The sequence below is a fragment of the Roseovarius sp. genome (assembly GCF_965228755.1).
In the GTDB taxonomy this organism is placed as follows: domain Bacteria; phylum Pseudomonadota; class Alphaproteobacteria; order Rhodobacterales; family Rhodobacteraceae; genus Roseovarius.
Genome location: NZ_CBDDIG010000008.1, coordinates 191,090 through 214,232, shown reverse-complemented (window position 1 = coordinate 214,232; position 23,143 = coordinate 191,090). Strand labels below are relative to the sequence as shown.

Here is a 23,143-nt window from a genome sequence, read left to right as displayed (position 1 = left end):
GGGCCGCCTCTGTCTATTGATGTCAAACGATCTCGTGCCCGGCCGACCGAAGCCGCCCTGCCAGTTCCGTGATGTGATCCGGCCCGACCTCGCAGCAGCCGCCGACGATGGTGGCGCCCTGGTCGACCCAGCCCATAGCAAACCCCGCATAGGCATCGGGCGTCAGGTCGGTCCGCTGCTCCAGCGCATCGACCGTCGGGGCATCCTTCAGGAACCCCTCGCTGATCCGGGTGAACCCGTTGCCATAAGCGCCATAAGGCAGGCCGAGGGTCCCGATGATCTCCAACCCCGCCGCGATCACCTCGGGCGGCGAACAGTTGATCAGCACCGCCGCCGGCTTGTGCCGCTCCACCAGCGGCGCGAGCAGGTCCAGCTTCTCGCCCGAGCGCAGGCGCGTGCCGTCCTCGTCCTCGACCGTCACCGCCAGCCAGACCGGCAAGCCGTTGCCATGCTGCGCCGCCGCCACCAGCGCCCCTTCGGCCTGCTCGACCGAGGCCATCGTCTCGAACAGCAACAGGTCGACATGGTCGCGCAGGTTGGCAATCGGCTCCTCGTAAAGCTGCACCGCGTCGGCTACCGGCGGGCAGAGGTCCGGCCGGTACGACGCCCCCAGCGGCCCGAGCGCCCCCGCGACCAGCCCCTTGCCGGCATGCCGCTGCGCCTCGCGCGCCATGGTCACGGCGGTCTCGGTCAGCCGCCCCACCTCCTCGTGAAGCCCGACCCGCACCAGCCTGTCGCGCAGCACGGCATAGGTGTTGGTCGTAGCCACCGTCGCGCCGGCGGCGAAATAAGCGTCATGCACCTCGCGCACGATATGGGGATGGTCGATCATCACCTGGGTCGACCAGAGCGGCGTGGCCCGGTCGCCCGAGCGTTTCACCAGTTCCTGCCCGATCGAGCCGTCGAGCAACGTGATCTTGGTCATGGGTCTCTCTCCCCGATCCTGTTTGTTTCCAACGGCTCTACCGTTCCGCCGTCCGGTCGAGGTCTTTCAGGCCCAGCAGCACCGCCGCCCCCAACATCAGCGCGCCGGACACCCGGTTGAGCCAGACGCCCGTCAGTTGCTTCACCCGGCCCAGCGTATGCGTCGCCGCCCAGCCCCAGAGCAGCAGGATCAATCCGTCGACCACGAGGTACGTCACCCCGAGGATCAGGAGTTGCGGCCAGACCGGCAGTGCCGGGTCGATGAACTGCGGGAAGAGCGCGCCGAAGAACACCACCGCGTAAGGGTTGGCCGAGGAGGTGACGAAACCCTGCCGGAACAGCCGCCCGTGCCTTGACTCCGCCGGGGTGTCCGCACCGGCCTTCGAAAGCATCAGCTTCAACCCGATCCACACGAGGTAGGCTACACCAAGCCATTTCACGACCCAGAGCGCATCGGCCGAGGCCGCGATCACTGCCGTCAGCCCGAACGCCGCCAGCGTCATCTGCAACGCGTTGGCCGACAGGTCGCCCGCCACCGTCGCCATGCTGCGCCGCATCCCGTGGCGCAGGCTGTTGGAAATGATCAGCAACTGGCTGGTATCCGGCGGGGTCGCGAAGAAGGCCACCAATACGCCGAGATACAGCAGGTAGGTCTCGATGCTCACGCCCGCAGCCTTTCATTTTCAGGATCCCACATCGAGCCGTCCGGCTGGACCTCGGCGCGGCGGCGCTCGCCGTAGATCTCGACCTCCACCTCGGTGCCCGCCTCCGCCAGCTCCGGCCGGATCATCGCAAGCGCCACGCTCGCGCCCACCCGGTAGCCCCAGGCCCCCGACGTGGTCTCGCCCACGATCTTGCCGTCATGCCAGACGGTCGACATGTAGGGCGCATCCGCCTCCCCCGCGTCGACCTTCAGCGTCACGAAGGCCTTTTTCCGCCCCTGCTGCTTCTCCGCCAGAAGCGCCGCCTTGCCGGTGAAATCCTGCGGTTTGTCGAACTTCACGAACCTCTCCAGCCCGGCCTCGAGCATCGAGTAGTCGGTCGACAAATCGCCCTTCCACGCCCGATACCCCTTCTCGACCCGCAGGCTGTTCAATGCGTACATCCCGAAGGGTTTCACCCCCTTCTCGATCAGCGCGTCATAGATCGCCGGGATGGCATCGAACTCGCCGTGAATCTCCCAGCCCAGCTCGCCGGTAAAGCTCACCCGGATCAGGAACGCCTTCTGCCCGGCCACGGTGCAATGCTGGTGGCTCAGCCAAGGCAGCGACAGGTCGCCATCGGTCAGCCCCTCCAGCACCTCGCGGCTTTTCGGCCCGGCCAGCAGCAGCGCGTCACGCTCGGTCGTGGTCTCACGCAGGCTCAGCCCCTCGGCCAGCGCGTTGCGGACCAGCTCGCCGTCATGCCATTGCGCCGTGGCGGCGGTGATCAGAACGAAGCTGTCCTCGGCCAGCCGGACACAGGAGAACTCGGTCACGATCCGCCCGCGCGTATCGGCCACGTAGACGAGGTTCATCCGCCCCACCTTCGGCAACCCGCCGGTCACGAAGCCGCGCAGCCAGTCATCGGCCCCCGCGCCCGACACCCACAGCCGGGTGAACCCCGGCAGGTCGAGCACGCCGCAGCCGTCGCGCACCGCCTCGCATTCCTCGCGGATGCGCTGCTCCCACGGACCGGCGCGGTTCCACGTCTGGGTGGCCTCTTCCGAGGTATCGTCGCCCGGCTTGGCGAACCAGTTGGCCCGCTCCCAGCCGTTATAGGCGCCCATCACGCCGCCCAGCGCCTTCACCCGGTCATGCACCGGCGACAGCTTCCGGTCGCGCCCCGCCGGCCATTCATGCCAGGGGAAATGCATGGCGTATTCGTGACCATACACCTCCATCCCCTTGGCGATGCAGTAATCACGGTCGGTGTAATCGGTGTAGCGCCGCGGATCGACGGCCCACATGTCCCACTCGGTGGCCCCTTCCGTGATCCACTCGGCCAGCACCTTGCCCGCGCCCCCGGCCTGCGCGATGCCGAAGGTGAAGACACAGGCCTCGAACGCGTTCGGCACCCCCGGCATCGGCCCCAGAAGCGGCAGGCCATCGGGCGCATAGGGGATCGGCCCGTTGATCACCTTGTTGACGCCCCCGGTGCCCAGCAGCGGCACCCGCGCCATCGCATCCTCGACATACCATTCCAGCCGTTCCAGATCGTCGGGGTAGAGCTGGAAGCTGAAATCCTCGGGCATCGGGTCGTCGGGCTGCACCCAATGCGCCTTGCAGTTCCGCTCGTAGGGCCCGAGGTTCAGGCCGTACTTCTCCTGCCGCAGGTAGTAGGAACTGTCGACGTCCCGCAACAGCGGCAGCTTGTGCCCGGCCTCCTTGCTCCACGCCTCCAGCTCCGGGATCTCGTCGGTCAGCATGTATTGATGGCTCATCACCATCATCGGCACGGTCCGCCCGCCATAGGGTTTGAACCATTCACCCACGCGCTGTGCATAGTACCCCGCGGCATTCACCACGTAGTCGCAGCGGATATCACCCTTTTCCGTCTGCACGATCCACTCGTCACCCTCGCGGCTGACGCCGGTGGCCGGCGTAAACCGCAGCACCCGCGCGCCCATGTCACGCGCCCCCTTGGCCAGCGCCTGGGTCAGCTGCGCGGGGTCGATATCGCCATCGTTGGGGTCATAGAGCGCGCCCTGCAAGTCATGCGTCTCGATGAACGGATACCTGTCCTTGATCTCGTCCAGCCCGAGGATATCGAGGTCCATCCCCTGGTAGCGCCCCATCCCCCTGGCGCGCTCGAATTCCTGCATCCGCTCCTTCGAATGCGCCAGCCGGATCGAGCCGGTCTGGTGATAGTTCATCGGATAGTCGACCTCAGCCCCCAGCCGCGCGTAAAGCTCGGTCGAATAGCGCTGCATGTTCATGATCGACCAGCTGGTCGAGAAGGTCGGCACGTTGCCCGCCGCGTGCCACGTGCTGCCCGCCGTCAGCTCGTTCTTCTCGAGCAGCACGCAATCGGTCCAGCCCGCCTTGGCGAGGTGATAGAGCGCCGATGCGCCCACCGCCCCGCCGCCGATGATGACCACCCGTGCCGTGTTCGGAAAATCCGCCATGTCAGTCTTCCCATCCCTGCTGTTGCGGCAACCCGTCCGCGATGTCGTAGAAGTCGCCCTTGTCGGCGACGAAGATATGCCCGGCCAGCCGCGCGCCGGTCGGCGCGTCCATCACCCCGGCCTCGAGGCTCAGGCCGCCATTGGTGTATTCGAACCACAGCTTGGTGCCGCACTGGCCGCAGAACACCCGCGTGCTCCCGCCCGGATGGGTGAACCGCGTCACATGCCCCTGCCGCAGCCAGCGCATCCTGCTGCCGTCATAGTCGATGCTGGCCGCGTGAAAGCCCGAATAGCGCCGGCACTGCCCGCAATGGCAGGCGGTCACCGGGCCCGGCCCGGCGGCCAGCTCGAAGGCGTTGGCGCCGCACAGGCAGGCCCCGGTGATCATCTCTGCGGCAGCCCGTCCGCGATGTCGTAATAGTCGCCCTTGTCGGCGGTGAAGATATGCCGCTCCAGCGTGATGCCCGTCGGCTCGTCCAGCGCGCCCAGGGCAATACCGATCGTGTCCTCGTCATGCGCCTTCCAGAACAGGAACGACCCGCAGCGCGGACAGAAGCCGCGCTTGGCCCTTCCGCTCGCCTCGTACCAGTGCACCGGGCCCTCGATCTCGACCTTGGCCAGTGGCGCCACCGCCGAGGCCCAGAGATGACCCGACTGCTTGCGGCATTGGCCGCAATGGCAAACCGAGGCATCGGTAAGCTTGGTGTTCACGGTGAAGATGATATCCCCGCAAAGGCAGCGTCCCGTCGTCATGTCTCCATTCCTTCATGCTGTGGAAGACCATCGTCGATGTCGTAATAGTCGCCCATGAAATCGACCCAGTAGTGGCCGGACAATCTCATGTCGCCAGTCTCGTCGAGCGCGCCCATCGCGACCATCACGTCCGGGCCCTCGTCGCCGCGCCAGAACAGCGTCGATCCGCACATCCAGCAGAAGCCCCGCTCGGCGATCTCGGTGTGACGGTACCAGCGCAGCCCCTCGTCACGCTCGAATTGCACCGCCGCCTTGGGCGCGGGGACCGCCGAGAAGAAATGCCCCGACTGCTGGCGGCACTGCTTGCAATGGCAGGCGATCGGGTCGCGCAGCTCTGCATCGACCCGGAACCGCACCGCCCCGCAAAGACAACCGCCGGTCATCATTCCGGCCTCCTAGTACACCGGCGGCGCGATCACCCAGATCGCAACCACGGGTTCATCGTAGGGGTTAGCCCAGGAATATTCCTCGCCGCGAAAGCGGAAACTGTCGCCGGGGCCCACCGTGAACTGCCGCCCGCCCAGTGTCAGGTCGAGCCTGCCGGAAACGATATAGCCCACCTCCTGCGTCGGGCGCTTGGCCGGGGTCTGCATGCGCGAGCGGGGACGGAACGTGGAATGGATGACCTCGAAATCGTCGGTCAGGTCGGGCGACAGCAACTCCTCGATCAGCCCTTCCTCGCCCGAGCCCATGGGCCGCCGCGCCCCGGCGCGCACGACATATCCCTGTTCATCCGCCGGCGCGCTGGCATGGCCGAACAGAAGCGACATCGGCACGCCCAGCGCCTCGGCGATCTGGCGCAGGTCGGAAATCGACGGCTCCGACAGGTCACGCTCGACCTGGCTCAGCCAGCCGACCGACCGGCCCAGCGTCTCGGCCAGGTCCGAAAGCGTCCGCCCGCGCGCCTTGCGCAGGGCGCGCAGGTCGGCCCCGAGTGTGCGCAGTTGGCTGGGATGGCTATGGTCCAACGGAACGCCTTTCGTGAAATTATCTGTCCAAATTTCACCGTGTGGCGATTCCGTGAAAATTTCAATCTATTTTTCACGCCGCATCGCGGCATCCCGCAGCGCCACGAAGGCCGGCCATGCGTCTGGATCATTCACCGTCTTGTCGCGGCAGGTGGCGTTGCAGAACCCGAAGATGCGGCCCTCCGTTTCCAGCAGGTGCGTCACCGTCCCGCCGGAATAGGGGCAGGCGTCGTTCTCCGGCCGTCCGCTCTCGACGGGCCGGGCCGGCCGTGGCGTCGGGCCGGGCCATGCCCCCTTCGGCAGATCCATCTCGTAGGGCACCGGATCGTAGCTCTTGGTCAGCCCCAGCGCCCGCCACCGCCGGAACGCCCCCTCCGCCAGCGTCAGGTCGACATATGCCTGCGCCGCCCCGCCCACCGGCAGGCCGTAGCCCGCGATCCGCGCCGCCACGGGCGCATAGAAGACATCCGCCAGCGAATACGCCCCGAACAGCCAAGGGCCGTCCTGTCCGTGCCGGGACCGCGCGGTTTCCCAAAGCTGCTCGATCCGCGCCACGTCGGCCCGCACCGCCTCGGACGGCACGAACCCCTCGACCCGGTGCAGCAACTGCATCGGGCAGTCACCGCGCAAAGCACCGAAGCCCGAATGCATCTCCGCCACCATCCAGCGGGCCAGCGCTCGCGCCGCCGCGTCGGCGGGCCACAGCCCCGCCTCGGGGTGCCGCTCGGCCAGCGTCTCGGCCATGGCCAGCGTATCGCCCACCACCACGCCATCGGCGTCGCGCATCACCGGCACCAGCCGCGCGGGCGCCAGCTCCGCCAGGTCCGCCTGCATGGTCCCGTCGTACAGGCCCACCAGGTGCGTCCGCACCGGAAGGCCGAATTTCTCGAACATCAGCCAGCCCCGCAGGGACCAGCTGGAAAAGGCGCGATCGCCGATGAAAAGGTCATATGTCATGGCGCGCACGCTACTCGGTGCCGGCCGCACCGGGAAACGCTATTTCGTGTGGATGCGCATCACGGACAGTGATTGATCCTCACCGCCTCCCACCGACCGCCCTGCCAGTGCAACTCGGTGACCGAGAGGTTGTCGATCCGGTGCGCGAAGGTGTCATACCCCGACAGACCAAGCGCCCGCTGCACCTGCGTCAGGATCGTCCCCATATGCGCCACCACGATCACGTCGCGCCCGGGATGCGCCTCCAGCACCCGGCCGATGGCCCGGTCGACCCGGGCGGAAACCTGGTTCCAGCTTTCCCCGCCCGGCGGGCAGATATCCCCCGGCGTTTCCCAGAAAGCACGCAGCAGGGGCTGATCCTCGACGCCCTCGAATCCCTGCAGCTCCCAGTCGCCGAAATGGATCTCCCGAAGCTCCGGATCGGGGTCGAGCCGGGCACGGCTGCCGGCAATCGCGTCCGCCGTCTGCACCGCGCGCAACAGGTCCGACGAGACGACCACCGCCTCCGCCGGCAGGTGCTGCGACAGACGGCTTACCCGCTCGGTATCGCTCAGGTCGGCGGGCAGGTCGGACCAGCCCACCATGGCTTTCGCATGGGTCGGCCCGTGCCGCACCCAGTGCAGGCGGCTCACGGCAGCTCGCCCTTCAGCACCTGCGGCAGGCCCGCCACCACGTTCACCACCAGCCCGGCCTTCGCCGCCAGCTTCTGGTTCAGCCGCCCCTGTTCCTCGCGGAACCGGCGGGCCAGCGCGTTCTCGGGCACCACCGACAGGCCCACCTCGTTCGACACGATCACCACCGGCGCGGCACATAGCGACAGCCCGGCCATCAGCCCCGCCTCCGCCTCCTCGATGTCGTTCTCTGCCAGAAGGTGATTGCTCAGCCACATCGTCGCGCAATCGAGCAGGATAGCGGTATCACCGCTCAGCCCCGCCAGCGTCCGGCCCACCTCCAGCGGCTCCTCGATCGTGCGCCACCCGGAACCCCGCAACCGCTGGTGCCGCTCGATCTTCGCGCGCATTTCGTCGTCATGCGCGCGCGCCGCCGCAAAATAAATGAGATTGCGGCCCGTCGCTCGTACAAGCCCTTCCGCGAAAAGGGATTTTCCCGATGCGGCACCCCCCAGAACAAGGCTCAACCCCGGAAGCATGACATCCCAGCCTCTTTTTATTGATCCGAACCCTCCCTATGTCCGTAGCACCGGGTGAATGTCGACAAAAGAGCAGATCACCGAGGTCTGCCCTACAGGGGGAATATTATGCCGCTTGACGCAGACCAACCCACAGACATGTCACGGGCCGCGATGAAAGCCGAGTTGCTGGACGCGGAAACCGAGCTGAGCCTCGCCTACGCGTGGCGCGACCAGCGCGACGAAGCCGCGCTGCACCGATTGATCACCGCCTACATGCGCCTCGCAATTTCGATGGCCGCAAAGTACCGGCGCTACGGCGCCTCGATGAACGACCTGATCCAGGAAGCCGGGCTGGGCCTGATGAAGGCCGCCGACAAGTTCGACCCCGATCGCGGGGTCCGCTTTTCCACCTACGCCGTCTGGTGGATCAAAGCCTCGATCCAGGATTACGTGATGCGCAACTGGTCGATGGTGCGCACCGGCTCGACCAGCAGCCAGAAATCCCTGTTCTTCAACATGCGCCGGGTGCAGGCCCGGATCGAACGCGAGGCGATGGCCCGCGGAGAAGAGCTTGACGGCCACCAGCTTCGCGAGATGATCGCGCACGAGGTCGGCGTGCCGCTGCGCGATGTCGAGATGATGGAGGGCCGGCTGTCGGGCACCGACTTCTCGCTCAACGCCACACAGTCCACGGAAGAGGAAGGCCGCGAATGGATCGACACGATCGAGGATGACGGCGCCCGCGGCGACGAGCTGGTCGAGAAGGACCATGACAACGTCGCCCTGCGCCTGTGGCTCGGCGACGCGATGGCCCGCCTCAACGACCGCGAACGCTTCATCGTCCGCGAGCGCAAGCTGCGCGACGACCCGCGCACGCTGGAAAGCCTCGGCACCGAGCTGAGCCTCAGCAAGGAACGCGTCCGCCAGCTCGAGGCGGCGGCGTTCCAGAAAATGCGCAAGCACCTTGAACGTCACGGTTCGGAGGTGCAGAACCTTCTCGTATGAGAAGCCTTGCATTCGCACTGTTCTCGATGCTGTCCTGTGCCGCCTCGGCGCAGGACATCTCCGTTCTGGGGGAGGTGCACGACAACCCGGCCCACCACGTGGCCCAGGCCGAAAGGGTGGCCGCCATCTCCCCTGCCGCGATCGTCTTCGAGATGCTGACGCCGGAACAGGCGGCCCGTGTGACGCCGGACCTGCTTGGCGATCCGGCGGCCCTGGCCACGGCGCTGGAATGGGAGGACAGCGGCTGGCCCGATTTCGCGATGTACCACCCGATCTTCGCCGCCGCGCCCGCGGCCCGCATCTACGGGGCCGGCGTCGGCCGAGAGGAGGCCCGCGCCGCGATGGAGGGCGGGTTCGACGGGCCGATGGAAGGCGAGGCCGCCCGCTTCGGACTGGACGAGCCCCTGCCGGAGAACGAGCAGGCTGCCCGCGAGGCGCTCCAGATGGAGGCCCATTGCAACGCCATCCCCGAGGAGATGCTGCCCGGCATGGTCCGCATCCAGCGACTGCGCGACGCCATGCTCGCCCGCACCGCCCTTCAGGCGCACGAGGAGACCGGCGGCCCGGTCGTGGTGATCACCGGCAACGGCCATGCCCGCCGCGACTGGGGCATGCCCGCCCTGCTGGGGCAGGCCGCGCCGGAACTCGATCTGCACGTGGTCGGCCAGACCGAGAACGGCATGCCGCTGGTCGGCGGCTTCGACGAGGTGCTCTCGGCCCCGCCGGCCCAGCGCGACGACCCCTGCGCCGCGTTCCGGTAGGGCGCTCTTGTATCGCCATGGGGCAGACCCTACTGTCGGGCAGACAGGAACACCGGGGGTGCGAATGCTGGCTGGAAAACGCATTCTGCTGATCATCGGCGGCGGGATCGCCGCCTACAAGGCGCTCGACCTGATCCGCCGCCTGCGCGAACGCGGCGCATCGGTCACGCCGGTGCTCACTCGCGCGGGCGAGGAATTCGTGACGCCCCTGTCGGTCTCGGCGCTGGCGGGCCGCAAGGTCTTCCGCGACCTCTTCGACCTCACCGACGAGGCCGAGATGGGCCATATCGAACTCAGCCGCAGCGCCGACCTGATCGTCGTGGCGCCCGCCACCGCCGACCTGATGGCGAAGATGGCGACGGGGCAGGCCGACGACCTTGCCTCGACCCTGCTTCTGGCCACCGACACCCCCGTGCTGGTGGCACCGGCCATGAACGTACGCATGTGGGAACATGCCGCGACCCAGCGCAACATCGCCACGCTGAAGGGTGACGGCATCGCCTTCGTCGGCCCCAATGACGGCGACATGGCCTGTGGCGAGTACGGCCCCGGGCGCATGGCCGAACCGCTGGAGATCGTGGCGGCCGTGCAGGCCCGCCTTGGCGCCGGGCCGCTGGCGGGCAAGCGGGTGCTCGTCACCTCCGGCCCCACGCACGAGCCGATCGACCCGGTGCGCTACATCGCCAACCGCTCCTCGGGCGCCCAGGGCACCGCCATCGCCCGGGCGCTGTCCGGCCTCGGCGCCGAGGTGGTGTTCGTAACCGGCCCCGCCGACATTCCGCCCCCCGAAGGGGTCGAAGTTGTGCGCGTGGGCTCCGCCCGCGAGATGCTCGAGGCGACACAGGCCGCCCTGCCCGCCGACGCCGCCATCTTCGCCGCCGCCGTGGCCGACTGGCGGGTCAAGAGCGCCTCCGACAGGAAGCTGAAAAAGACCAAGGGCGGCATGCCCGCGCTCGAGTTCGAGGAGAACCCCGACATCCTCGCCACCGTCTCGGGCATGCAAAGCGGCCGCCCCGCGCTTGTCGTGGGCTTCGCCGCCGAAACCGACGACGTGATCGACAACGCCACCGCCAAGCGCTGGCGCAAGGGCTGCGACTGGATCCTCGCCAACGACGTGAGCCCCGCCACCGGCATCATGGGCGGGCAGGAGAACGCCGTGACCCTGATCACCGCCGACGGCGCCGAGGACTGGCCGCGCATGACCAAGGCACAGGTCGCCGACCGGCTGGCACAAAAGATCGCCGATGCGCTGGCCTGACCGGCAGGGCGCCTCCGGCGGGAGTATTTTCGGAAAGATGAAAGAGCGGGCATGGTGACAGTCAGGTTTGTCTGGGAGGAAGGCGCGGACCGGTCCCTTGGTCTGCCGTCCTATGAAAGCGCCGGCGCCGCGGGGGCCGACCTGCGCGCCAACTTCCCCGAACGCGGCGCCGTCGACCTGGCACCCGGTGCGCGCGTGCTGGTGCCCACCGGGCTCCGGCTGGCGATCCCCGAAGGCTACGAGGTGCAGCTCCGCCCGCGCTCGGGGCTGGCGCTCAAGCACGGGATCACCCTGCCCAACAGCCCCGGAACGATCGACAGCGATTATCGCGGGCCGCTGGGCGTGATCGTGATGAACGCAGGCCAGGAGCCGTTCCGCATCGAGCACGGCATGCGCATCGCCCAGATGGTGGTGTCGCCCGTGGTGACGGCGGCATTCGAACTGGCCGACAGCCTCGACGACACCTCCCGCGGGGCGGGCGGGTTCGGCTCCACCGGGGCCGGCTGATGCTGCTGGTGCTGGTCATCGCGGCGGCGCTCTGGGGATTGGGCGCGATGCTCGGCACGCCGCACCGGCTGCGCTGGGGCATGATCCTGGTGCTGTGGCTCGGGGTGGTGCTGCTGCACCTGGTCCTGCCCGATGCCCACCCGCTGCGGATGGCGACGGGGGAAAGCCCGGCGCTGTGGCTGCTGCTGGCCGGGTTCGTGGCGCTGGTGCTGGTCTACCGCAAGGGCCTGCGCGCCCTGCGGCAGAAGGCGGAAGGCACGCCGGAGCCCGAGCGCAAGGGCCTCTTCTCCGAGGCCGAGCTCGACCGTTACGCCCGCCATATCGTGCTGCGGGAAATCGGCGGGCCGGGGCAGAAGCGGCTCAAGGAGGCGCGCGTGCTGGTGATCGGCGCGGGCGGCCTCGGCTCTCCGGCGCTGCTCTACCTCGCGGCCGGGGGCGTCGGCACCATTGGGGTGATCGACGACGACCTTGTCGAGAACTCCAACCTGCAACGGCAGGTGATCCACCGCGACGCCGATATCGGCCGGCCCAAAGCCCATTCCGCCGCCGACGCGATGCGCGCGCAGAACCCCAACGTGGTGGTGCGCCCCTATCACCGCAAGCTGACCGAAGATATCGCGGCAGAGCTCTTTGCCGAGTATGACCTGATCCTCGACGGCACCGACAATTTCGAAACCCGCTACCTGTCGAACGCCACCGCCCATGCCACCGGCAAGCCGCTGATCTCCGGCGCCCTCTCGCAATGGGAAGGGCAACTGAGCGTGTTCGACACGGCAAAAGGCACCCCCTGCTACCAGTGCGTCTTCCCCGAGGCGCCCGCCGCCGAACTGGCCCCCAGCTGCGCCGAGGCGGGCGTGCTCGGCCCCCTGCCCGGCGTGCTGGGCACGATGATGGCGGCCGAGGCGATCAAGGTCATCACCGGGGCGGGCGCGCCCTTGCGGGGCGAGATGCTGATCCACGACGCGCTCTTCGGCGAGACCCGCAAGATCGGCCTGTCGCGGCGTGCCGATTGCCCGGTCTGCGGCACCCCGGCGAAAGGCGCCTGACGCCCTCACTTCTGCGCCACGTGCCATTGCCGAACCGGGTCGAACTGCCTAGCTTCCCCTCAAAGGAGAGATGTCCCATGACGAATCCGTTGCTGGACGACTGGTCCACCCCCCATGAAATCGCCCCCTTCGACCGAATCGAGGACGCGCATTTCGCCCCCGCCTTCGAAACCGCCCTGACCGAAGCGCGCGCCGAAATCGCGGCGATTGCCGATGACCCCGCACAGCCCGACTTCGCCAACACGATCGAGGCGCTGGAAATCGCCGGCAAACCGCTCAGCCGCGTGCTGTCGGTGTTCTTCAGCGTGGCCGGGGCCGACACCAACCCCAAGCGGCAGGAATTGCAGCGCGCATTCAGCCCCAGGCTCGCCGCCTATTCCTCCGAGGTCTATGCCAACAAGCCGCTCTTCCAGCGCATCGAGACCCTCTGGGAAAACCGCGACACGCTCGACCTCACACCCGAACAGGACCGCCTGCTCTACCTCACCCGCCGCCGGTTCATCCGCGCCGGCGCCGCGCTCGAAGGGGCCGAGGAGGCCCGCATGCGGGATATCATGTCGCGGCTGGCCGAGCTGGGCACCGCCTTCACCCAGAACCTGCTGGCCGACGAGGCGGGCTGGCACATGGTGCTGGCCGAGGACGAGCTCGAAGGCCTGCCCGATTTCCTGGTCCGCGCCGCCCGCGAGGCCGGGCAGGAGAAAGGCGAAGACGGGCCGGTCATCACCCTGTCACGCTCGCTGATCGTGCCCTTCCTGCAGTTCTCGCCCCGCCGCAACCTGCGGGAAAAGGCGTTCCGCGCGTGGGAAGCCCGCGGCGCCAACGGGGGCGAGACCGACAACCGCGCCATCGCCGCCGAAATCCTGCAGCTGCGCGAGGAACGCGCCCGCCTGCTGGGCTATGACAGCTTCGCCGCCTACAAGCTCGAGACCGAGATGGCCAAGACGCCGGAGGCGGTGAAAACCCTGCTGAACGACGTCTGGACCCCGGCCAAGGCACAGGCCGAGGCCGACGCCGCCGTGCTGACCGACATGATGCAGCGCGACGGCGTGAACGGCCCGCTCGAGCCGTGGGACTGGCGCTACTACGCCGAGAAGCGGCGCAAGGCCGAGCATGACCTCGACGAGGCCGCACTGAAACCCTACCTCCAGCTCGACCGCATGATCGAGGCGGCCTTCGCCTGTGCCAACCGCCTTTTCGGGCTGGAATTCGCGCGGCTCGACGTGCCGCTCTACCACCCCGACTGCCGGGCATGGGAGGTCACCCGCAACGGCCGCCACGTTGCGGTGTTCATCGGCGATTACTTCGCCCGCGCCTCCAAGCGCTCGGGCGCGTGGTGCAGCGCCATGCGCGGGCAGGCGAAATTCCCCGAGGAGCAGGGCACGGTCGTCATCAATGTCTGTAACTTCGCCAAGGGCAACCCCGCGCTCCTGAGCTATGACGACGCGCGCACCCTGTTTCACGAGTTCGGCCACGCCCTCCACCAGATGCTCTCGAACGTGACCTACGAATCGCTCTCGGGCACCAACGTCGCCCGCGATTTCGTCGAGCTCCCCAGCCAGCTTTACGAGCACTGGCTGGAGGTGCCCCGCGTGCTCGAGGAATTCGCCACCCATGCCGACACGGGCGAGGCGATGCCGAAGGAGATGCTCGACAAGGTGCTCGAGGCCGCGAATTTCGATATGGGGTTCCAGACGGTGGAATACGTGGCCTCCGCCATGGTCGACCTGGCGTTCCATGAGGGGAAAGCCCCCGCCGACCCGATGTCGAAACAGGCCGAGGTGCTGGCGGAACTGGGCATGCCCCACGCCATCACCATGCGCCACGCCACGCCGCATTTCGCCCATGTCTTCGCCGGCGACGGCTATTCCAGCGGCTATTACAGCTACATGTGGTCCGAGGTGATGGATGCCGACGCGTTCGAGGCATTCCGCGAAGCGGGCGACGCCTTCGATGCCGACACGGCGAAATCGCTGGAGGAGAACATCCTCTCGACCGGCGGTTCGCGCGAGGCCGAGGCGCTCTACACCTCCTTCCGCGGCCGAATGCCCGGCGTCGAGGCGCTGCTCAAGGGCCGGGGGCTCGCGGCATGACGGAGGACACGAAAGACGACCTGCCCTATCGCCCCTGCGTCGGCGTGATGCTCGCCAACACCGCCGGAGAGGTCTTCGTCGGCCAGCGGATCGACAACGAAGGCCCCGCCTGGCAGATGCCCCAGGGCGGTGTCGATGAAGACGAGGACCCCCAGCGCGCCGCCCTGCGCGAGCTTTGGGAGGAAACCGGCGTCATGCCCTCGCTCGTCAAGGTCGAGGCGGAGACGAAGGACTGGATATCCTACGACCTCCCGCCCGAGATCGCCGGGCGCATCTGGGGCGGCAAGTTCCGCGGCCAGTCGCAGAAATGGTTCCTCCTGCGCTTCCAGGGCAGCGACAGCGACATCGACATCGCCACGCAACACCCGGAGTTTTCCGAGTGGCGCTGGCTTCCGCCGGAAGAGCTGGTCGACGCGATCGTGCCCTTCAAGCGCGAGGTCTATCAACAGGTTCTGAAAGAATTCGGAGACCGCCTATGACACTCTATCGAACCCTTGCCCCCGCCGCCCTCGCGCTGCTGCTTGCCGGCCCCGCGCTGGGGCTGAGCTGCATGCGCCCCGACGCTGCCCGCACCTACCAGCAGCTCGACGCGGCCGAAGAGCGTTACATCGCCGTCCATGGCGAGCTGACCTTCGACGAGACCAAACTGCCCGAGACCGACCTGCAGGATCAGGGCTCGACCCCGGAAAGCACGCCCCTGCCCGCGCGGCTGCGGGGCATGTCCCTGTCGCCGGAGGGGTTCACGACACCCTTCGACCGGCCGGTCACGCTCGATGTGCGGTGCTACGGCCCGTGGTGCGCCGGCGTTGCGTCGGGCACCGAGGTGCTGGGCTTTGTAGAACTGCGCGAAAGCGGCCCCGTCCTGACCCTCGACCCCTGTTACAGCGTCACCATCCCCGAGCCCGACCGGAAGATGCTCGACCAGGTGATCAGCTGCATGAAGGGCGAGGGCTGCGAACCGGTGGAGTAGACACCGCGCGGATAATCTCTTGATGCCGGGCCCCGTTGCGGGGATAACCCGGCCCCAGCAAGGGACCACGGGATGAAGACACGAGAGATGAACCGCGACTGGATCGCCACCGCCAGAACCCTCAGCGAGGCTCTGCCCTACCTTCAGCGCTATGACGGCGCCATCGTCGTCATCAAGCTGGGCGGTCATGCCATGGGCAGCGACGAGGCCATGGAAACCTTCGCCCGCGACGTGGTGCTGATGCGGCAGGTCGGCGTGAACCCGGTGATCGTCCATGGCGGCGGGCCGATGATCAACGAGATGCTCGAGAAGCTCCAGATCAAGTCCGATTTCGTCAACGGCAAGCGGGTGACCGACGCGGCCACGATGGAAGTGGTCGAGATGGTCCTCTCGGGCCGCGTCAACAAGCGCATCGTGCAGGCCATCAACCGTCAGGGCGGCAAGGCCGTTGGCCTGTCGGGCAAGGATGCCAACCTGATCACCTGCGATCCGGCCGACCCGGCGCTGGGGCTGGTGGGCGACCCGACCGAGGTCGACCCGTCGATCCTGCGCACGCTCTTCGGCGACGACACGATCCCGGTGATCGCGCCGCTGGGCGGGGGCCGCAATGGCGAGACCTACAACATCAACGGCGACACCGCCGCCGGGGCCATCGCCGCGGCGCTCAAGGCCGACCGCCTGCTGCTGCTGACGGATGTCGACGGCGTGAAGGATACCGACGGCAACGTGCTGACCGAGCTCACTGCCAGTCAGATCCACGACATGATCCGCGAAGGCGTGATCGGCGGCGGCATGATCCCCAAGACCGAAACCGCCCTCAATGCCATCGAGGGCGGCGTGCGGGCGGTGGTGATCATCGACGGGCGCGCGCCCAACGCCGTGCTGCTCGAGCTCTTCACCGAACACGGCGCCGGCTCTCTCATCCGCAAGGGCTGATCACGCGAATGCCATCCGGGGATGCTTGCCAGCGCCCGGATTTGGCTTAGGCTCCGGCCCATGGAAAACGAAACCCTCATCCGGCTGTCGGTGTTTCTCGGCCTCTTCCTGCTCTTCGCGGGGATCGAGACGCTGGCGCCCCGGCGCCCCCGGCTTCAGCCGCGCGGCACGCGGTGGCTGACCAACTGGGGTATCGTGATCCTCGACACGCTGGCGCTACGGGCGCTGGCGCTTGCCCTGCCGCTGCTGGCGGTGGGCGCCGCGCTCGATGCCGAGGCGCAGGGCTGGGGGCTGATGAACGGCGTCGGCTGGCCCTACTGGCTCAAGGTCGCCCTGACCGTGCTGATCTTCGACTTCGCCATCTGGGCGCAGCACCTGATCACCCACAAGGTGCCGCTGCTCTGGCGGTTTCATCGGGTCCACCACGCCGACCGCGATATCGACGTCAGCACCGCGATCCGATTCCACCCGGTCGAGATTGCCCTCTCGATGCTGCTCAAGATCGGCCTTGTCTACCTGCTCGGCCCGCCCGCGCTGGGGGTGATCCTGTTCGAGATCGTGCTGAACGGCACCGCCATGTTCAACCATGCCAACATGCGCCTGCCGCTGGGCCTTGACGCAGTGCTGCGCAAGCTGCTGGTCACCCCCGACATGCACCGCGTTCACCACTCCATCCACCGGCGCGAGCATGATGCCAATTACGGCTTTGCCCTGTCGGTTTGGGACAGGCTGTTCGGCACCTACATCGCACAGCCCGACAAGGGGCATGACGGGATGACCGTCGGCCTCGAATGGCAGGATGACCGGCCCTCGAAGCTGGGCTGGTCGCTCGGCCTGCCGTTTCAGCGCAAATGAGGTTGTCCGACATAGAAACCGCCGCCGCCGGGCGACAGCTCGGCGTGATGGGCGTGGTGCAGGACGACCTGCCGGACGGCGTCGCATCGCTCGTGCTGCTCGGCCCGCTCGAGCCCGGCTTCTGGCCCGCCTTCACCGCGTCTCCGGAGTATCTCGACGGCGCGCCCGACCCGCTCGACCGCTGGTCGCACCGGGTGATCACCGGCATGGCCGAGGCCCTGAACGCCACCCCCTTCTTCCCCTTCGGCGGCCCGCCCTACCAGCCCTTCATCGCATGGGCCAAGGCCAGCGGCCGGGCGCATAGCTCACCCGTGGGTCTTCTCGTCCATGACACGGCGGGGCTGATGATCTCCTACCGCGGCGCCCTCGCCTTTGCCGATCACATCGACGCGCCCGCACCGCCCCCCAGCCCCTGCGAGAGCTGCGATACCCGCCCCTGTCTCACCGCCTGCCCGGTCGACGCCTTCGCCAGCGGCAGCTATGACGTCGCCGCCTGCAAGGCCGACCTCGACCGCCCCGGCAACGACTGCATGACCAGCGGCTGCGCCGTCCGCCGCGCTTGCCCCGTCAGCCAAGGCCATGGCAGGCTCGAGGCGCAATCCGCCTTTCACATGAGGGCTTTCCGATGAAACGGCTGATCCTGATGCGCCACGCGAAATCCAGCTGGGCCACCCCCGGCCAAGACGACCACGCGCGCCCGCTCAACGGCCGCGGGAAGGTCTCGGCCCGTGTGCTGGGCGACTGGCTGCGCCACAAGGGCTACCTGCCCGACCAGACGCTCAGCTCCGACTCGGTCCGCACGCGCGAAACCTTCGCCCGGCTCAAGATCGCCTGCGATACCGAGTTCCTCGGCAAGCTCTACCATGCCGGCCCCGAGGACATGCTGCGTGTGCTGCGCAAGGCCAGGGGCGACACGGTCCTGATGCTGGGCCACAACCCGGGCATCGGCTGGTTCGCCCAGACCCTCGTCGCCGTGCCGCCCCCGCATCCGCGCTTCTTCGACTATCCCACCTGCGCCACGCTGGTGGCGGAATTCGATATCGAACGCTGGGAGGAGGTCGGCACCGGCTTGGGCAAGGCGGTGGATTTCGTCATCCCCCGCGAGTTGACCGGCTGACCCCCGAACGGCAATAGCCCCGGCACATCGGCCGGGGCTTCGCAACAAATGTCGATCGCTTCAGTGCCCGAGGATCTGGCTGAGGAACAGCTTGGTCCGGTCGCTCCGCGGGTTGTTGAAGAACTCTTCCGGCTCGTTCTGTTCCACGATCTGACCCTGGTCCATGAAGATCACGCGGTTCGCCACCTGCCGGGCAAAGCCCATCTCGTGCGTGACGCAGAGCATGGTCATCCCTTCCTGCGCCAGCTCGATCATGGTGTCGAGCACCTCCTTGATCATCTCGGGGTCGAGCGCCGAGGTCGGCTCGTCGAACAGCATGATCCGCGGCTTCATGCACAGCGACCGGGCAATCGCCACCCGCTGCTGCTGACCGCCCGACAACTGGCCGGGATACTTGTGGGCCTGCTCGGGGATCTTCACCTTCTCGAGGAAATGCATCGCCGTATCCACGGCTTCCTTCTTGGGCACCTTGCGCACCCAGATCGGGGCCAGCGTGCAGTTCTCGAGAATGGTCAGGTGCGGGAACAGGTTGAAGTGCTGGAACACCATCCCCACCTCGCGGCGGATCTTGTCGATGTTCTTCAGGTCGTTCGACAGCACCGTGCCATCCACCACGATCTTGCCCTGCTGGTGCTCCTCCAGCGCGTTGATGCAGCGGATCAGCGTCGACTTGCCCGACCCCGAGGGCCCGCAGATCACGATCCGCTCCCCCTGGTTCACGGTCAGGTCGATGTCGCGCAGCACGTGAAACGCGCCGTACCACTTGTTCATGTTGCTGATCTCGATGGCGACGTCGTCGGACACCGTCATTTGCGAGCGGTCGATTTCGGTATCTACGGCCAAGTCAGACATAGGCGTGATCCTTTCTTATTTATGGCCAGTCTGAAGCTTGCGCTCCAGGTACATGGAATAGCGGGACATGCCGAAGCAGAAGATGAAGAACAGCAGCGCGATGAAGCCGTAAAGCTCCCACACGATACCGTTCCAGTCCGAATCGGCCCGGATGGCATTCGACAGGCCCAGCGGGTCCAGGAGGCCGATGATCGACACCAGCGTCGTGTCCTTGAACAACCCGATGAAGGTGCTGACGATCCCGGGGATCGAGATTTTCAGCGCCTGCGGCATGATGATCAGCCGCTGCGACTGCCAGTAGTCGAGGCCAAGGCTGTCGGCGCCCTCGTACTGTCCCTTCGGCAGCGCGGCCAGGCCGCCCCGGATCACCTCCGCCATGTAGGCCGAGGCGAACAGGGTCGCCATTATGATGACCCGCAGGATGATGTCGAAATTCGTGCCCGGCGGCATGAAGATGTTCAGCAGCGTCGAGGCCACGAACAGCAGCGTGATCAGCGGCACGCCCCGGATGAACTCGATGAAGCCCACGCACAGCGCCTTGACGATCAACAGGTTCGACCGCCGGCCCAGCGCCAGCACGATCCCCAGCGGCAGCGAGATGGCGATGGCCACCACCCCGATGGTCAGCGACAGCATGAAGCCGCCGAAGTTGCGGCTGTCGACCTGGTTGATGCCGAGGGAAATCACCGAATGGATCAGCCCCGAGAGCGGTCCGACAATGAAGACCCACCAGACCAGCGCCGCGACCACCGCCGCGATCAGCCCGGCCAGGTTGCCGGTGGCCGCCGCGACCACCCGGAACACGCCATACCCGATGCCGAGCCCGGCGACGACGAGGATCGGCGTCCAGATCGACCCGCCCCACAGCAGCCAGGGCATCAGGAACGGGTAAAGCGCCGAGAACCAGATCAGCTTGCGCGGGACGTATTCGCTGAACAGCACCGGCCCCAGCGCCACGAACAGCAGCACGAAGGCCAGGATCGGCCGCCAGTACAGGCCGCTCGGGTAGAACCCGAACAGAAGCTGCACCCACCGGTCACGGATGACGCCCCAGCAGGCGCCGCCGAAATGCCCCTCGCGGCCCATTTCCCTCAGGATCTCGCGGCACTCGTTGAGCGACGTCGCCTCCCACGTGGGAGAGAAGAACCACGGCAGGATCGCGGCGAGCGTCCAGTAGATGAAGATCAGCGACACCACCGTCAGGGCGGTGTTGAACCATCCCGAGAACAGGTTTTCCCTCAGCCAGCCGATGGCCCCCACCGAGGTCGCCGGCGGATCCTGTTCGGGCAGCATAGTGTCGCGAACGTAACCCACGGTTTCTGCATGCATTTCGCTCATATCACCGCTCCACCAGTCTGACGCGATTGTTGTACCAGTTCATCACCAGAGAGATGCACAGCGAGATCGTGAGATAGATGAGCATCCCCAGCAGCACCGTCTCGAGCTCGCGGCCCGTCTGGTTCAGCGTGATCCCCATCAGCGTGCCGGTGATGTCCATGTAGCCCACCGCAATCGCCAGCGACGAGTTCTTGGTCAGGTTCAGGTACTGCGAGATCAGCGGCGGGATGATCACCCGAAGCGCCTGCGGCAGCACCACCAGCCCCATGATCCGCCGGGGCCGCAGGCCAAGCGCCGCTGCGGCCTCGGTCTGGCCATGGCTCACGGCCATGATCCCGGCGCGCACGATCTCTGCCACGAAGGCCGCGGTATAGAGCGACAGGGCCAGCCACAGCGCGATCAGCGAGTTGCGCATATGCGTGCCCCCGCCGAAATTGAACCCCTTCAGCTCGGGATACCCGAGGTGAAAGCCCAGCGCGATCAGCAGGATGATCAGCGGCACGAACACCACGCCCAGCCGCAGGTACCACGTCGTCGGCCGCACGCCTGTCCGGTTCTGGATGGCGTCGGCCCGGTCGCGGATGCGGCCGGAGATGAACAGCCCGGCCACGAGGACCGCGACGATCGCCAGGAGGTTGAGGCTGACATCGAAGTTCAGGGCCGAGTTCCCCAGCAGGTGAACGTCGCCCAGGCTGCGCGAGAACAGCGGCTCGGGAACATAGATGCCGCGGTTGGTCAGCGCGACCGTCTCGAACAGCTTCATGGTCGATTCGGGGTCGTCGCCGCGGAAGGCGCTCGGCGGCGGCAGCGTCTCGATCAGGATCGCCATGAACAGCACGATCCACAGCAGCACCGGCACGTTGCGGAACATCTCGACATAGACCGTCATGATCTTCGAAACGAGCCAGTTCTTGCTCAGCCGGAGCACACCGATCAGCACGCCCAGCACCGTCGCCAGCGCACAGCCCATGACGGCGACCAGCAGCGTGTTCAGCAGCCCGACAAAGGCCGCCCGAAGGTGCGAACTGCGCGAGGTATATTCGATCAGCCGCTGGTTGATATCATACCCGGCCGGTTCGAACAGGAAGCTGAAGGAGGGTTCCTTGCCAAGATCCTGCAGGTTCTGCGCGGTGTTGGAAATGAGCCAGCCGATCAGAAGCAGAAACCCGATCAGTGCCACGACCTGGATCGTGGTCGACCGATACCGGGTATCGTAGATCAGCATGGACAGGCGGAACGACTCCGTATGCGGGTCGGTCGTTGATGTCATCTGGAAGTCCCCGTTGTTCAGCCCGGTTTGTTTTTTTCCGGCGGCGTGCCGCGCCGTGGGCCGATGTTCTTATCCCGTAGGAAAGTGATGAAAGGGCGCGGAGTGATCCGCGCCCTTTCAAAGGTCTGTCTTAGCGGAAGGGCGGTGCGTAGAGCAGGCCGCCGTCTTTCCACTGGGCGTTCAGCCCGCGGGCCAGCCCGATCGGGGTGCTCTCGCCGATGTGGCGCTCGAACAGCTCGCCATAGTTGCCGCCGGCCGAGATGGCCTTCACGGCCCAGTCGGCCTCGAGGCCCAGCATCTCGCCGAGGTTACCCTCGGTGCCGAGCAGACGGTTGATCTCCGGGTTGTCGCCCGCCGTGCTGGCCATGTCCGAAATGTTGGCGCTGGTAACGCCCATTTCCTCGGCCACGATCAGCGCGTTCAGGGTCCAGCGAACAACGTCGCCCCACTCGTGGTCGCCATGACGCACCAGCGGGCCGAGCGGCTCTTTCGAGATCGTCTCGGGCAGGATGGTGTGGTCGCCCGGGTTCTCGAACGCGGCACGGGTGGCCGCGAGACCCGAACGGTCGGTGGTGTAGACGTCGCACGCGCCGGCAAGGTACTGCTGCTGCGCTTCCGCGTTGGTTTCAATCGGCACCGGCTCGTAGTTCATGTTGTTCGAGCGGAAGTAATCCGCCAGGTTGAGCTCGGTGGTGGTGCCGGTCTGGATGCAGACCGTGGCGCCGTCGAGTTCCTTGGCCGAGCTGACGCCCAGCGAGGAGGGCACCATGAAGCCCTGGCCGTCATAGTAGTTCACGCCGGTGAATTCGAACTTCAGGTCGACATCGCGCGAGAAGGTCCAGGTCGTGTTCCGGGCCAGCATGTCGATCTCGCCCGAAGCCAGCGCGGTAAAGCGCGTCTTGCCGGTGGTCGGCACGAATTCGACAGCCGTCGAATCCCCGAGAACCGCCGCAGCGACGGCACGGCACACGCCGACGTCGAACCCTTCCCAGACGCCGTTGGCGTCCGGTGCCGCAAAACCGACGAGGCCGGTGGTTACGCCGCAGTTCAGCGTACCGCGTGCCTTTACGTCATCCAACGTGCCGGCAGCAGCAGCGCCAGCAGCAAGGCCGGCGACAGTCAGCGCACCTAGAAATACGGATTTTTTCATTTTTACCTCTTCCTGATTGTCCGCTCTATCCAGAACGGTTTAAACGGCCCCTCGGAGGCCGGAGCGATACTGTATTTGGGGAGAGTCCCCGTCAGTGCCCGCAAGTTTGTGTGGATTCATCGACGTACGTCAAGCCCCGGATCACGAA

The 23,143-nt window shown here is 66.9% G+C and carries 26 protein-coding genes; 12 read left to right on the top strand and 14 right to left on the bottom strand.

The window, feature by feature from the left end; all coding sequences use genetic code 11:
* Positions 1–22: 22 nt before the first annotated feature.
* The 10 genes from ACO07J_RS14850 to cobU form a co-directional block, all read right to left on the bottom strand.
* Positions 23–925, bottom strand: coding sequence for a homocysteine S-methyltransferase family protein (locus tag ACO07J_RS14850; RefSeq protein ID WP_422030323.1), 903 nt, complete (start codon positions 923–925; stop codon positions 23–25).
* A gap of 37 nt (positions 926–962) precedes the next feature.
* Complete coding sequence (locus ACO07J_RS14845) at positions 963–1,589, bottom strand: LysE family translocator (RefSeq protein WP_422030321.1); 627 nt, start codon at positions 1,587–1,589, stop codon at positions 963–965.
* On the bottom strand, positions 1,586–4,030 hold the full coding sequence (locus tag ACO07J_RS14840) for a GcvT family protein (RefSeq protein ID WP_422030319.1): 2,445 nt from the start codon (positions 4,028–4,030) through the stop codon (positions 1,586–1,588). The genes ACO07J_RS14845 and ACO07J_RS14840 overlap by 4 nt, the downstream gene beginning before the upstream one ends.
* Before the next feature lies 1 nt (position 4,031).
* Complete coding sequence (locus ACO07J_RS14835; RefSeq protein ID WP_422030317.1) at positions 4,032–4,418, bottom strand: GFA family protein; 387 nt, start codon at positions 4,416–4,418, stop codon at positions 4,032–4,034.
* Positions 4,415–4,783 carry a GFA family protein gene (locus tag ACO07J_RS14830; protein WP_422030315.1) on the bottom strand — a complete coding sequence of 123 codons (369 nt, stop codon included), beginning with the start codon at positions 4,781–4,783 and terminating at the stop codon, positions 4,415–4,417. Before ACO07J_RS14830 ends, ACO07J_RS14835 begins: the two co-directional genes overlap by 4 nt.
* Complete coding sequence (locus tag ACO07J_RS14825) at positions 4,780–5,169, bottom strand: GFA family protein (RefSeq protein WP_422030313.1); 390 nt, start codon at positions 5,167–5,169, stop codon at positions 4,780–4,782. Before ACO07J_RS14825 ends, ACO07J_RS14830 begins: the two co-directional genes overlap by 4 nt.
* 9 nt (positions 5,170–5,178) lie before the next feature.
* Positions 5,179–5,751, bottom strand: coding sequence for a helix-turn-helix domain-containing protein (locus ACO07J_RS14820; RefSeq protein ID WP_422030311.1), 573 nt, complete (start codon positions 5,749–5,751; stop codon positions 5,179–5,181).
* 66 nt (positions 5,752–5,817) lie between these two features.
* Positions 5,818–6,708 (bottom strand): glutathione S-transferase, encoded by an 891-nt coding sequence (locus ACO07J_RS14815; RefSeq protein ID WP_422030309.1) that lies wholly within the window; start codon positions 6,706–6,708, stop codon positions 5,818–5,820.
* Between the two features lie 59 nt (positions 6,709–6,767).
* Positions 6,768–7,340: a histidine phosphatase family protein gene (locus tag ACO07J_RS14810; RefSeq protein WP_422030307.1), complete on the bottom strand. Its 573-nt coding sequence runs from the start codon at positions 7,338–7,340 to the stop codon at positions 6,768–6,770.
* A complete protein-coding gene (cobU, locus tag ACO07J_RS14805) occupies positions 7,337–7,858 on the bottom strand; it encodes a bifunctional adenosylcobinamide kinase/adenosylcobinamide-phosphate guanylyltransferase (RefSeq protein ID WP_422030305.1) in 522 nt (173 codons plus the stop codon). The genes ACO07J_RS14810 and cobU overlap by 4 nt, the downstream gene beginning before the upstream one ends.
* A 153-nt stretch (positions 7,859–8,011) precedes the next feature.
* On the opposite strand from cobU, the gene ACO07J_RS14800 reads away from it, so the two are divergent.
* The 12 genes from ACO07J_RS14800 to ACO07J_RS14745 all read left to right on the top strand — a co-directional run bounded on the left by ACO07J_RS14800 (position 8,012) and on the right by ACO07J_RS14745 (position 18,385).
* Positions 8,012–8,845, top strand: coding sequence for an RNA polymerase factor sigma-32 (locus ACO07J_RS14800; RefSeq protein ID WP_422030893.1), 834 nt, complete (start codon positions 8,012–8,014; stop codon positions 8,843–8,845).
* Positions 8,842–9,606 carry a ChaN family lipoprotein gene (locus ACO07J_RS14795; RefSeq protein ID WP_422030303.1) on the top strand — a complete coding sequence of 255 codons (765 nt, stop codon included), beginning with the start codon at positions 8,842–8,844 and terminating at the stop codon, positions 9,604–9,606. The genes ACO07J_RS14800 and ACO07J_RS14795 overlap by 4 nt, the downstream gene beginning before the upstream one ends.
* 64 nt (positions 9,607–9,670) lie before the next feature.
* Positions 9,671–10,864, top strand: a complete 1,194-nt coding sequence (gene coaBC / locus ACO07J_RS14790; RefSeq protein WP_422030301.1) for a bifunctional phosphopantothenoylcysteine decarboxylase/phosphopantothenate--cysteine ligase CoaBC — start codon at positions 9,671–9,673, stop codon at positions 10,862–10,864.
* Positions 10,865–10,915: 51 nt separating this feature from the next.
* Positions 10,916–11,371 (top strand): dUTP diphosphatase, encoded by a 456-nt coding sequence (dut, locus tag ACO07J_RS14785; RefSeq protein ID WP_422030299.1) that lies wholly within the window; start codon positions 10,916–10,918, stop codon positions 11,369–11,371.
* Complete coding sequence (locus ACO07J_RS14780) at positions 11,371–12,417, top strand: HesA/MoeB/ThiF family protein (RefSeq protein WP_422030297.1); 1,047 nt, start codon at positions 11,371–11,373, stop codon at positions 12,415–12,417. The genes dut and ACO07J_RS14780 overlap by 1 nt, the downstream gene beginning before the upstream one ends.
* A gap of 77 nt (positions 12,418–12,494) precedes the next feature.
* Positions 12,495–14,507: a M3 family metallopeptidase gene (locus tag ACO07J_RS14775; protein WP_422030295.1), complete on the top strand. Its 2,013-nt coding sequence runs from the start codon at positions 12,495–12,497 to the stop codon at positions 14,505–14,507.
* Positions 14,504–14,986, top strand: coding sequence for an RNA pyrophosphohydrolase (locus tag ACO07J_RS14770; protein ID WP_422030293.1), 483 nt, complete (start codon positions 14,504–14,506; stop codon positions 14,984–14,986). Before ACO07J_RS14775 ends, ACO07J_RS14770 begins: the two co-directional genes overlap by 4 nt.
* A complete protein-coding gene (locus tag ACO07J_RS14765; protein ID WP_422030291.1) occupies positions 14,983–15,477 on the top strand; it encodes a hypothetical protein in 495 nt (164 codons plus the stop codon). Before ACO07J_RS14770 ends, ACO07J_RS14765 begins: the two co-directional genes overlap by 4 nt.
* Positions 15,478–15,549: 72 nt before the next feature.
* Positions 15,550–16,413 (top strand): acetylglutamate kinase, encoded by an 864-nt coding sequence (gene argB, locus ACO07J_RS14760; protein ID WP_422030289.1) that lies wholly within the window; start codon positions 15,550–15,552, stop codon positions 16,411–16,413.
* A 60-nt stretch (positions 16,414–16,473) separates the two neighbouring features.
* Positions 16,474–17,268, top strand: a complete 795-nt coding sequence (locus ACO07J_RS14755) for a sterol desaturase family protein (RefSeq protein ID WP_422030287.1) — start codon at positions 16,474–16,476, stop codon at positions 17,266–17,268.
* On the top strand, positions 17,265–17,897 hold the full coding sequence (locus tag ACO07J_RS14750; RefSeq protein ID WP_422030285.1) for a ferredoxin: 633 nt from the start codon (positions 17,265–17,267) through the stop codon (positions 17,895–17,897). The genes ACO07J_RS14755 and ACO07J_RS14750 overlap by 4 nt, the downstream gene beginning before the upstream one ends.
* Positions 17,894–18,385: a SixA phosphatase family protein gene (locus ACO07J_RS14745; protein ID WP_422030283.1), complete on the top strand. Its 492-nt coding sequence runs from the start codon at positions 17,894–17,896 to the stop codon at positions 18,383–18,385. The genes ACO07J_RS14750 and ACO07J_RS14745 overlap by 4 nt, the downstream gene beginning before the upstream one ends.
* A gap of 60 nt (positions 18,386–18,445) precedes the next feature.
* Here the strand turns inward: ACO07J_RS14745 and ACO07J_RS14740 are convergent, their stop codons facing one another.
* The 4 genes from ACO07J_RS14740 to ACO07J_RS14725 form a co-directional block, all read right to left on the bottom strand.
* Positions 18,446–19,237: an amino acid ABC transporter ATP-binding protein gene (locus tag ACO07J_RS14740; protein WP_350130544.1), complete on the bottom strand. Its 792-nt coding sequence runs from the start codon at positions 19,235–19,237 to the stop codon at positions 18,446–18,448.
* Positions 19,238–19,252: 15 nt separating this feature from the next.
* Positions 19,253–20,575 carry an amino acid ABC transporter permease gene (locus tag ACO07J_RS14735; protein ID WP_422030281.1) on the bottom strand — a complete coding sequence of 441 codons (1,323 nt, stop codon included), beginning with the start codon at positions 20,573–20,575 and terminating at the stop codon, positions 19,253–19,255.
* 1 nt (position 20,576) lies between these two features.
* Complete coding sequence (locus tag ACO07J_RS14730; protein WP_422030279.1) at positions 20,577–21,845, bottom strand: amino acid ABC transporter permease; 1,269 nt, start codon at positions 21,843–21,845, stop codon at positions 20,577–20,579.
* Positions 21,846–21,975: 130 nt separating this feature from the next.
* Positions 21,976–22,995 carry an amino acid ABC transporter substrate-binding protein gene (locus ACO07J_RS14725; protein ID WP_422030277.1) on the bottom strand — a complete coding sequence of 340 codons (1,020 nt, stop codon included), beginning with the start codon at positions 22,993–22,995 and terminating at the stop codon, positions 21,976–21,978.
* Between the last annotated feature and the right edge of the window lie 148 nt (positions 22,996–23,143).

What these genes read in the sequence shown, in the direction of transcription:
- ACO07J_RS14775 (WP_422030295.1), top strand. Translation starts at nt 12,495, where the DNA reads ATGACGAATCCGTTGCTGGACGACTGGTCCACCCCCCATGAAATCGCC.
- ACO07J_RS14830 (WP_422030315.1), bottom strand. Translation starts at nt 4,783, where the DNA reads ATGACGACGGGACGCTGCCTTTGCGGGGATATCATCTTCACCGTGAAC.
- ACO07J_RS14825 (WP_422030313.1), bottom strand. Translation starts at nt 5,169, where the DNA reads ATGATGACCGGCGGTTGTCTTTGCGGGGCGGTGCGGTTCCGGGTCGAT.
- ACO07J_RS14740 (WP_350130544.1), bottom strand. Translation starts at nt 19,237, where the DNA reads ATGTCTGACTTGGCCGTAGATACCGAAATCGACCGCTCGCAAATGACG.
- cobU (WP_422030305.1), bottom strand. Translation starts at nt 7,858, where the DNA reads ATGCTTCCGGGGTTGAGCCTTGTTCTGGGGGGTGCCGCATCGGGAAAA.
- ACO07J_RS14835 (WP_422030317.1), bottom strand. Translation starts at nt 4,418, where the DNA reads ATGATCACCGGGGCCTGCCTGTGCGGCGCCAACGCCTTCGAGCTGGCC.
- coaBC (WP_422030301.1), top strand. Translation starts at nt 9,671, where the DNA reads ATGCTGGCTGGAAAACGCATTCTGCTGATCATCGGCGGCGGGATCGCC.
- ACO07J_RS14755 (WP_422030287.1), top strand. Translation starts at nt 16,474, where the DNA reads ATGGAAAACGAAACCCTCATCCGGCTGTCGGTGTTTCTCGGCCTCTTC.
- ACO07J_RS14745 (WP_422030283.1), top strand. Translation starts at nt 17,894, where the DNA reads ATGAAACGGCTGATCCTGATGCGCCACGCGAAATCCAGCTGGGCCACC.
- ACO07J_RS14765 (WP_422030291.1), top strand. Translation starts at nt 14,983, where the DNA reads ATGACACTCTATCGAACCCTTGCCCCCGCCGCCCTCGCGCTGCTGCTT.
- ACO07J_RS14815 (WP_422030309.1), bottom strand. Translation starts at nt 6,708, where the DNA reads ATGACATATGACCTTTTCATCGGCGATCGCGCCTTTTCCAGCTGGTCC.
- ACO07J_RS14770 (WP_422030293.1), top strand. Translation starts at nt 14,504, where the DNA reads ATGACGGAGGACACGAAAGACGACCTGCCCTATCGCCCCTGCGTCGGC.
- ACO07J_RS14750 (WP_422030285.1), top strand. Translation starts at nt 17,265, where the DNA reads ATGAGGTTGTCCGACATAGAAACCGCCGCCGCCGGGCGACAGCTCGGC.
- ACO07J_RS14735 (WP_422030281.1), bottom strand. Translation starts at nt 20,575, where the DNA reads ATGAGCGAAATGCATGCAGAAACCGTGGGTTACGTTCGCGACACTATG.
- ACO07J_RS14795 (WP_422030303.1), top strand. Translation starts at nt 8,842, where the DNA reads ATGAGAAGCCTTGCATTCGCACTGTTCTCGATGCTGTCCTGTGCCGCC.
- argB (WP_422030289.1), top strand. Translation starts at nt 15,550, where the DNA reads ATGAAGACACGAGAGATGAACCGCGACTGGATCGCCACCGCCAGAACC.
- ACO07J_RS14780 (WP_422030297.1), top strand. Translation starts at nt 11,371, where the DNA reads ATGCTGCTGGTGCTGGTCATCGCGGCGGCGCTCTGGGGATTGGGCGCG.
- ACO07J_RS14840 (WP_422030319.1), bottom strand. Translation starts at nt 4,030, where the DNA reads ATGGCGGATTTTCCGAACACGGCACGGGTGGTCATCATCGGCGGCGGG.
- ACO07J_RS14725 (WP_422030277.1), bottom strand. Translation starts at nt 22,995, where the DNA reads ATGAAAAAATCCGTATTTCTAGGTGCGCTGACTGTCGCCGGCCTTGCT.
- ACO07J_RS14730 (WP_422030279.1), bottom strand. Translation starts at nt 21,845, where the DNA reads ATGACATCAACGACCGACCCGCATACGGAGTCGTTCCGCCTGTCCATG.
- ACO07J_RS14850 (WP_422030323.1), bottom strand. Translation starts at nt 925, where the DNA reads ATGACCAAGATCACGTTGCTCGACGGCTCGATCGGGCAGGAACTGGTG.
- dut (WP_422030299.1), top strand. Translation starts at nt 10,916, where the DNA reads ATGGTGACAGTCAGGTTTGTCTGGGAGGAAGGCGCGGACCGGTCCCTT.
- ACO07J_RS14800 (WP_422030893.1), top strand. Translation starts at nt 8,012, where the DNA reads ATGAAAGCCGAGTTGCTGGACGCGGAAACCGAGCTGAGCCTCGCCTAC.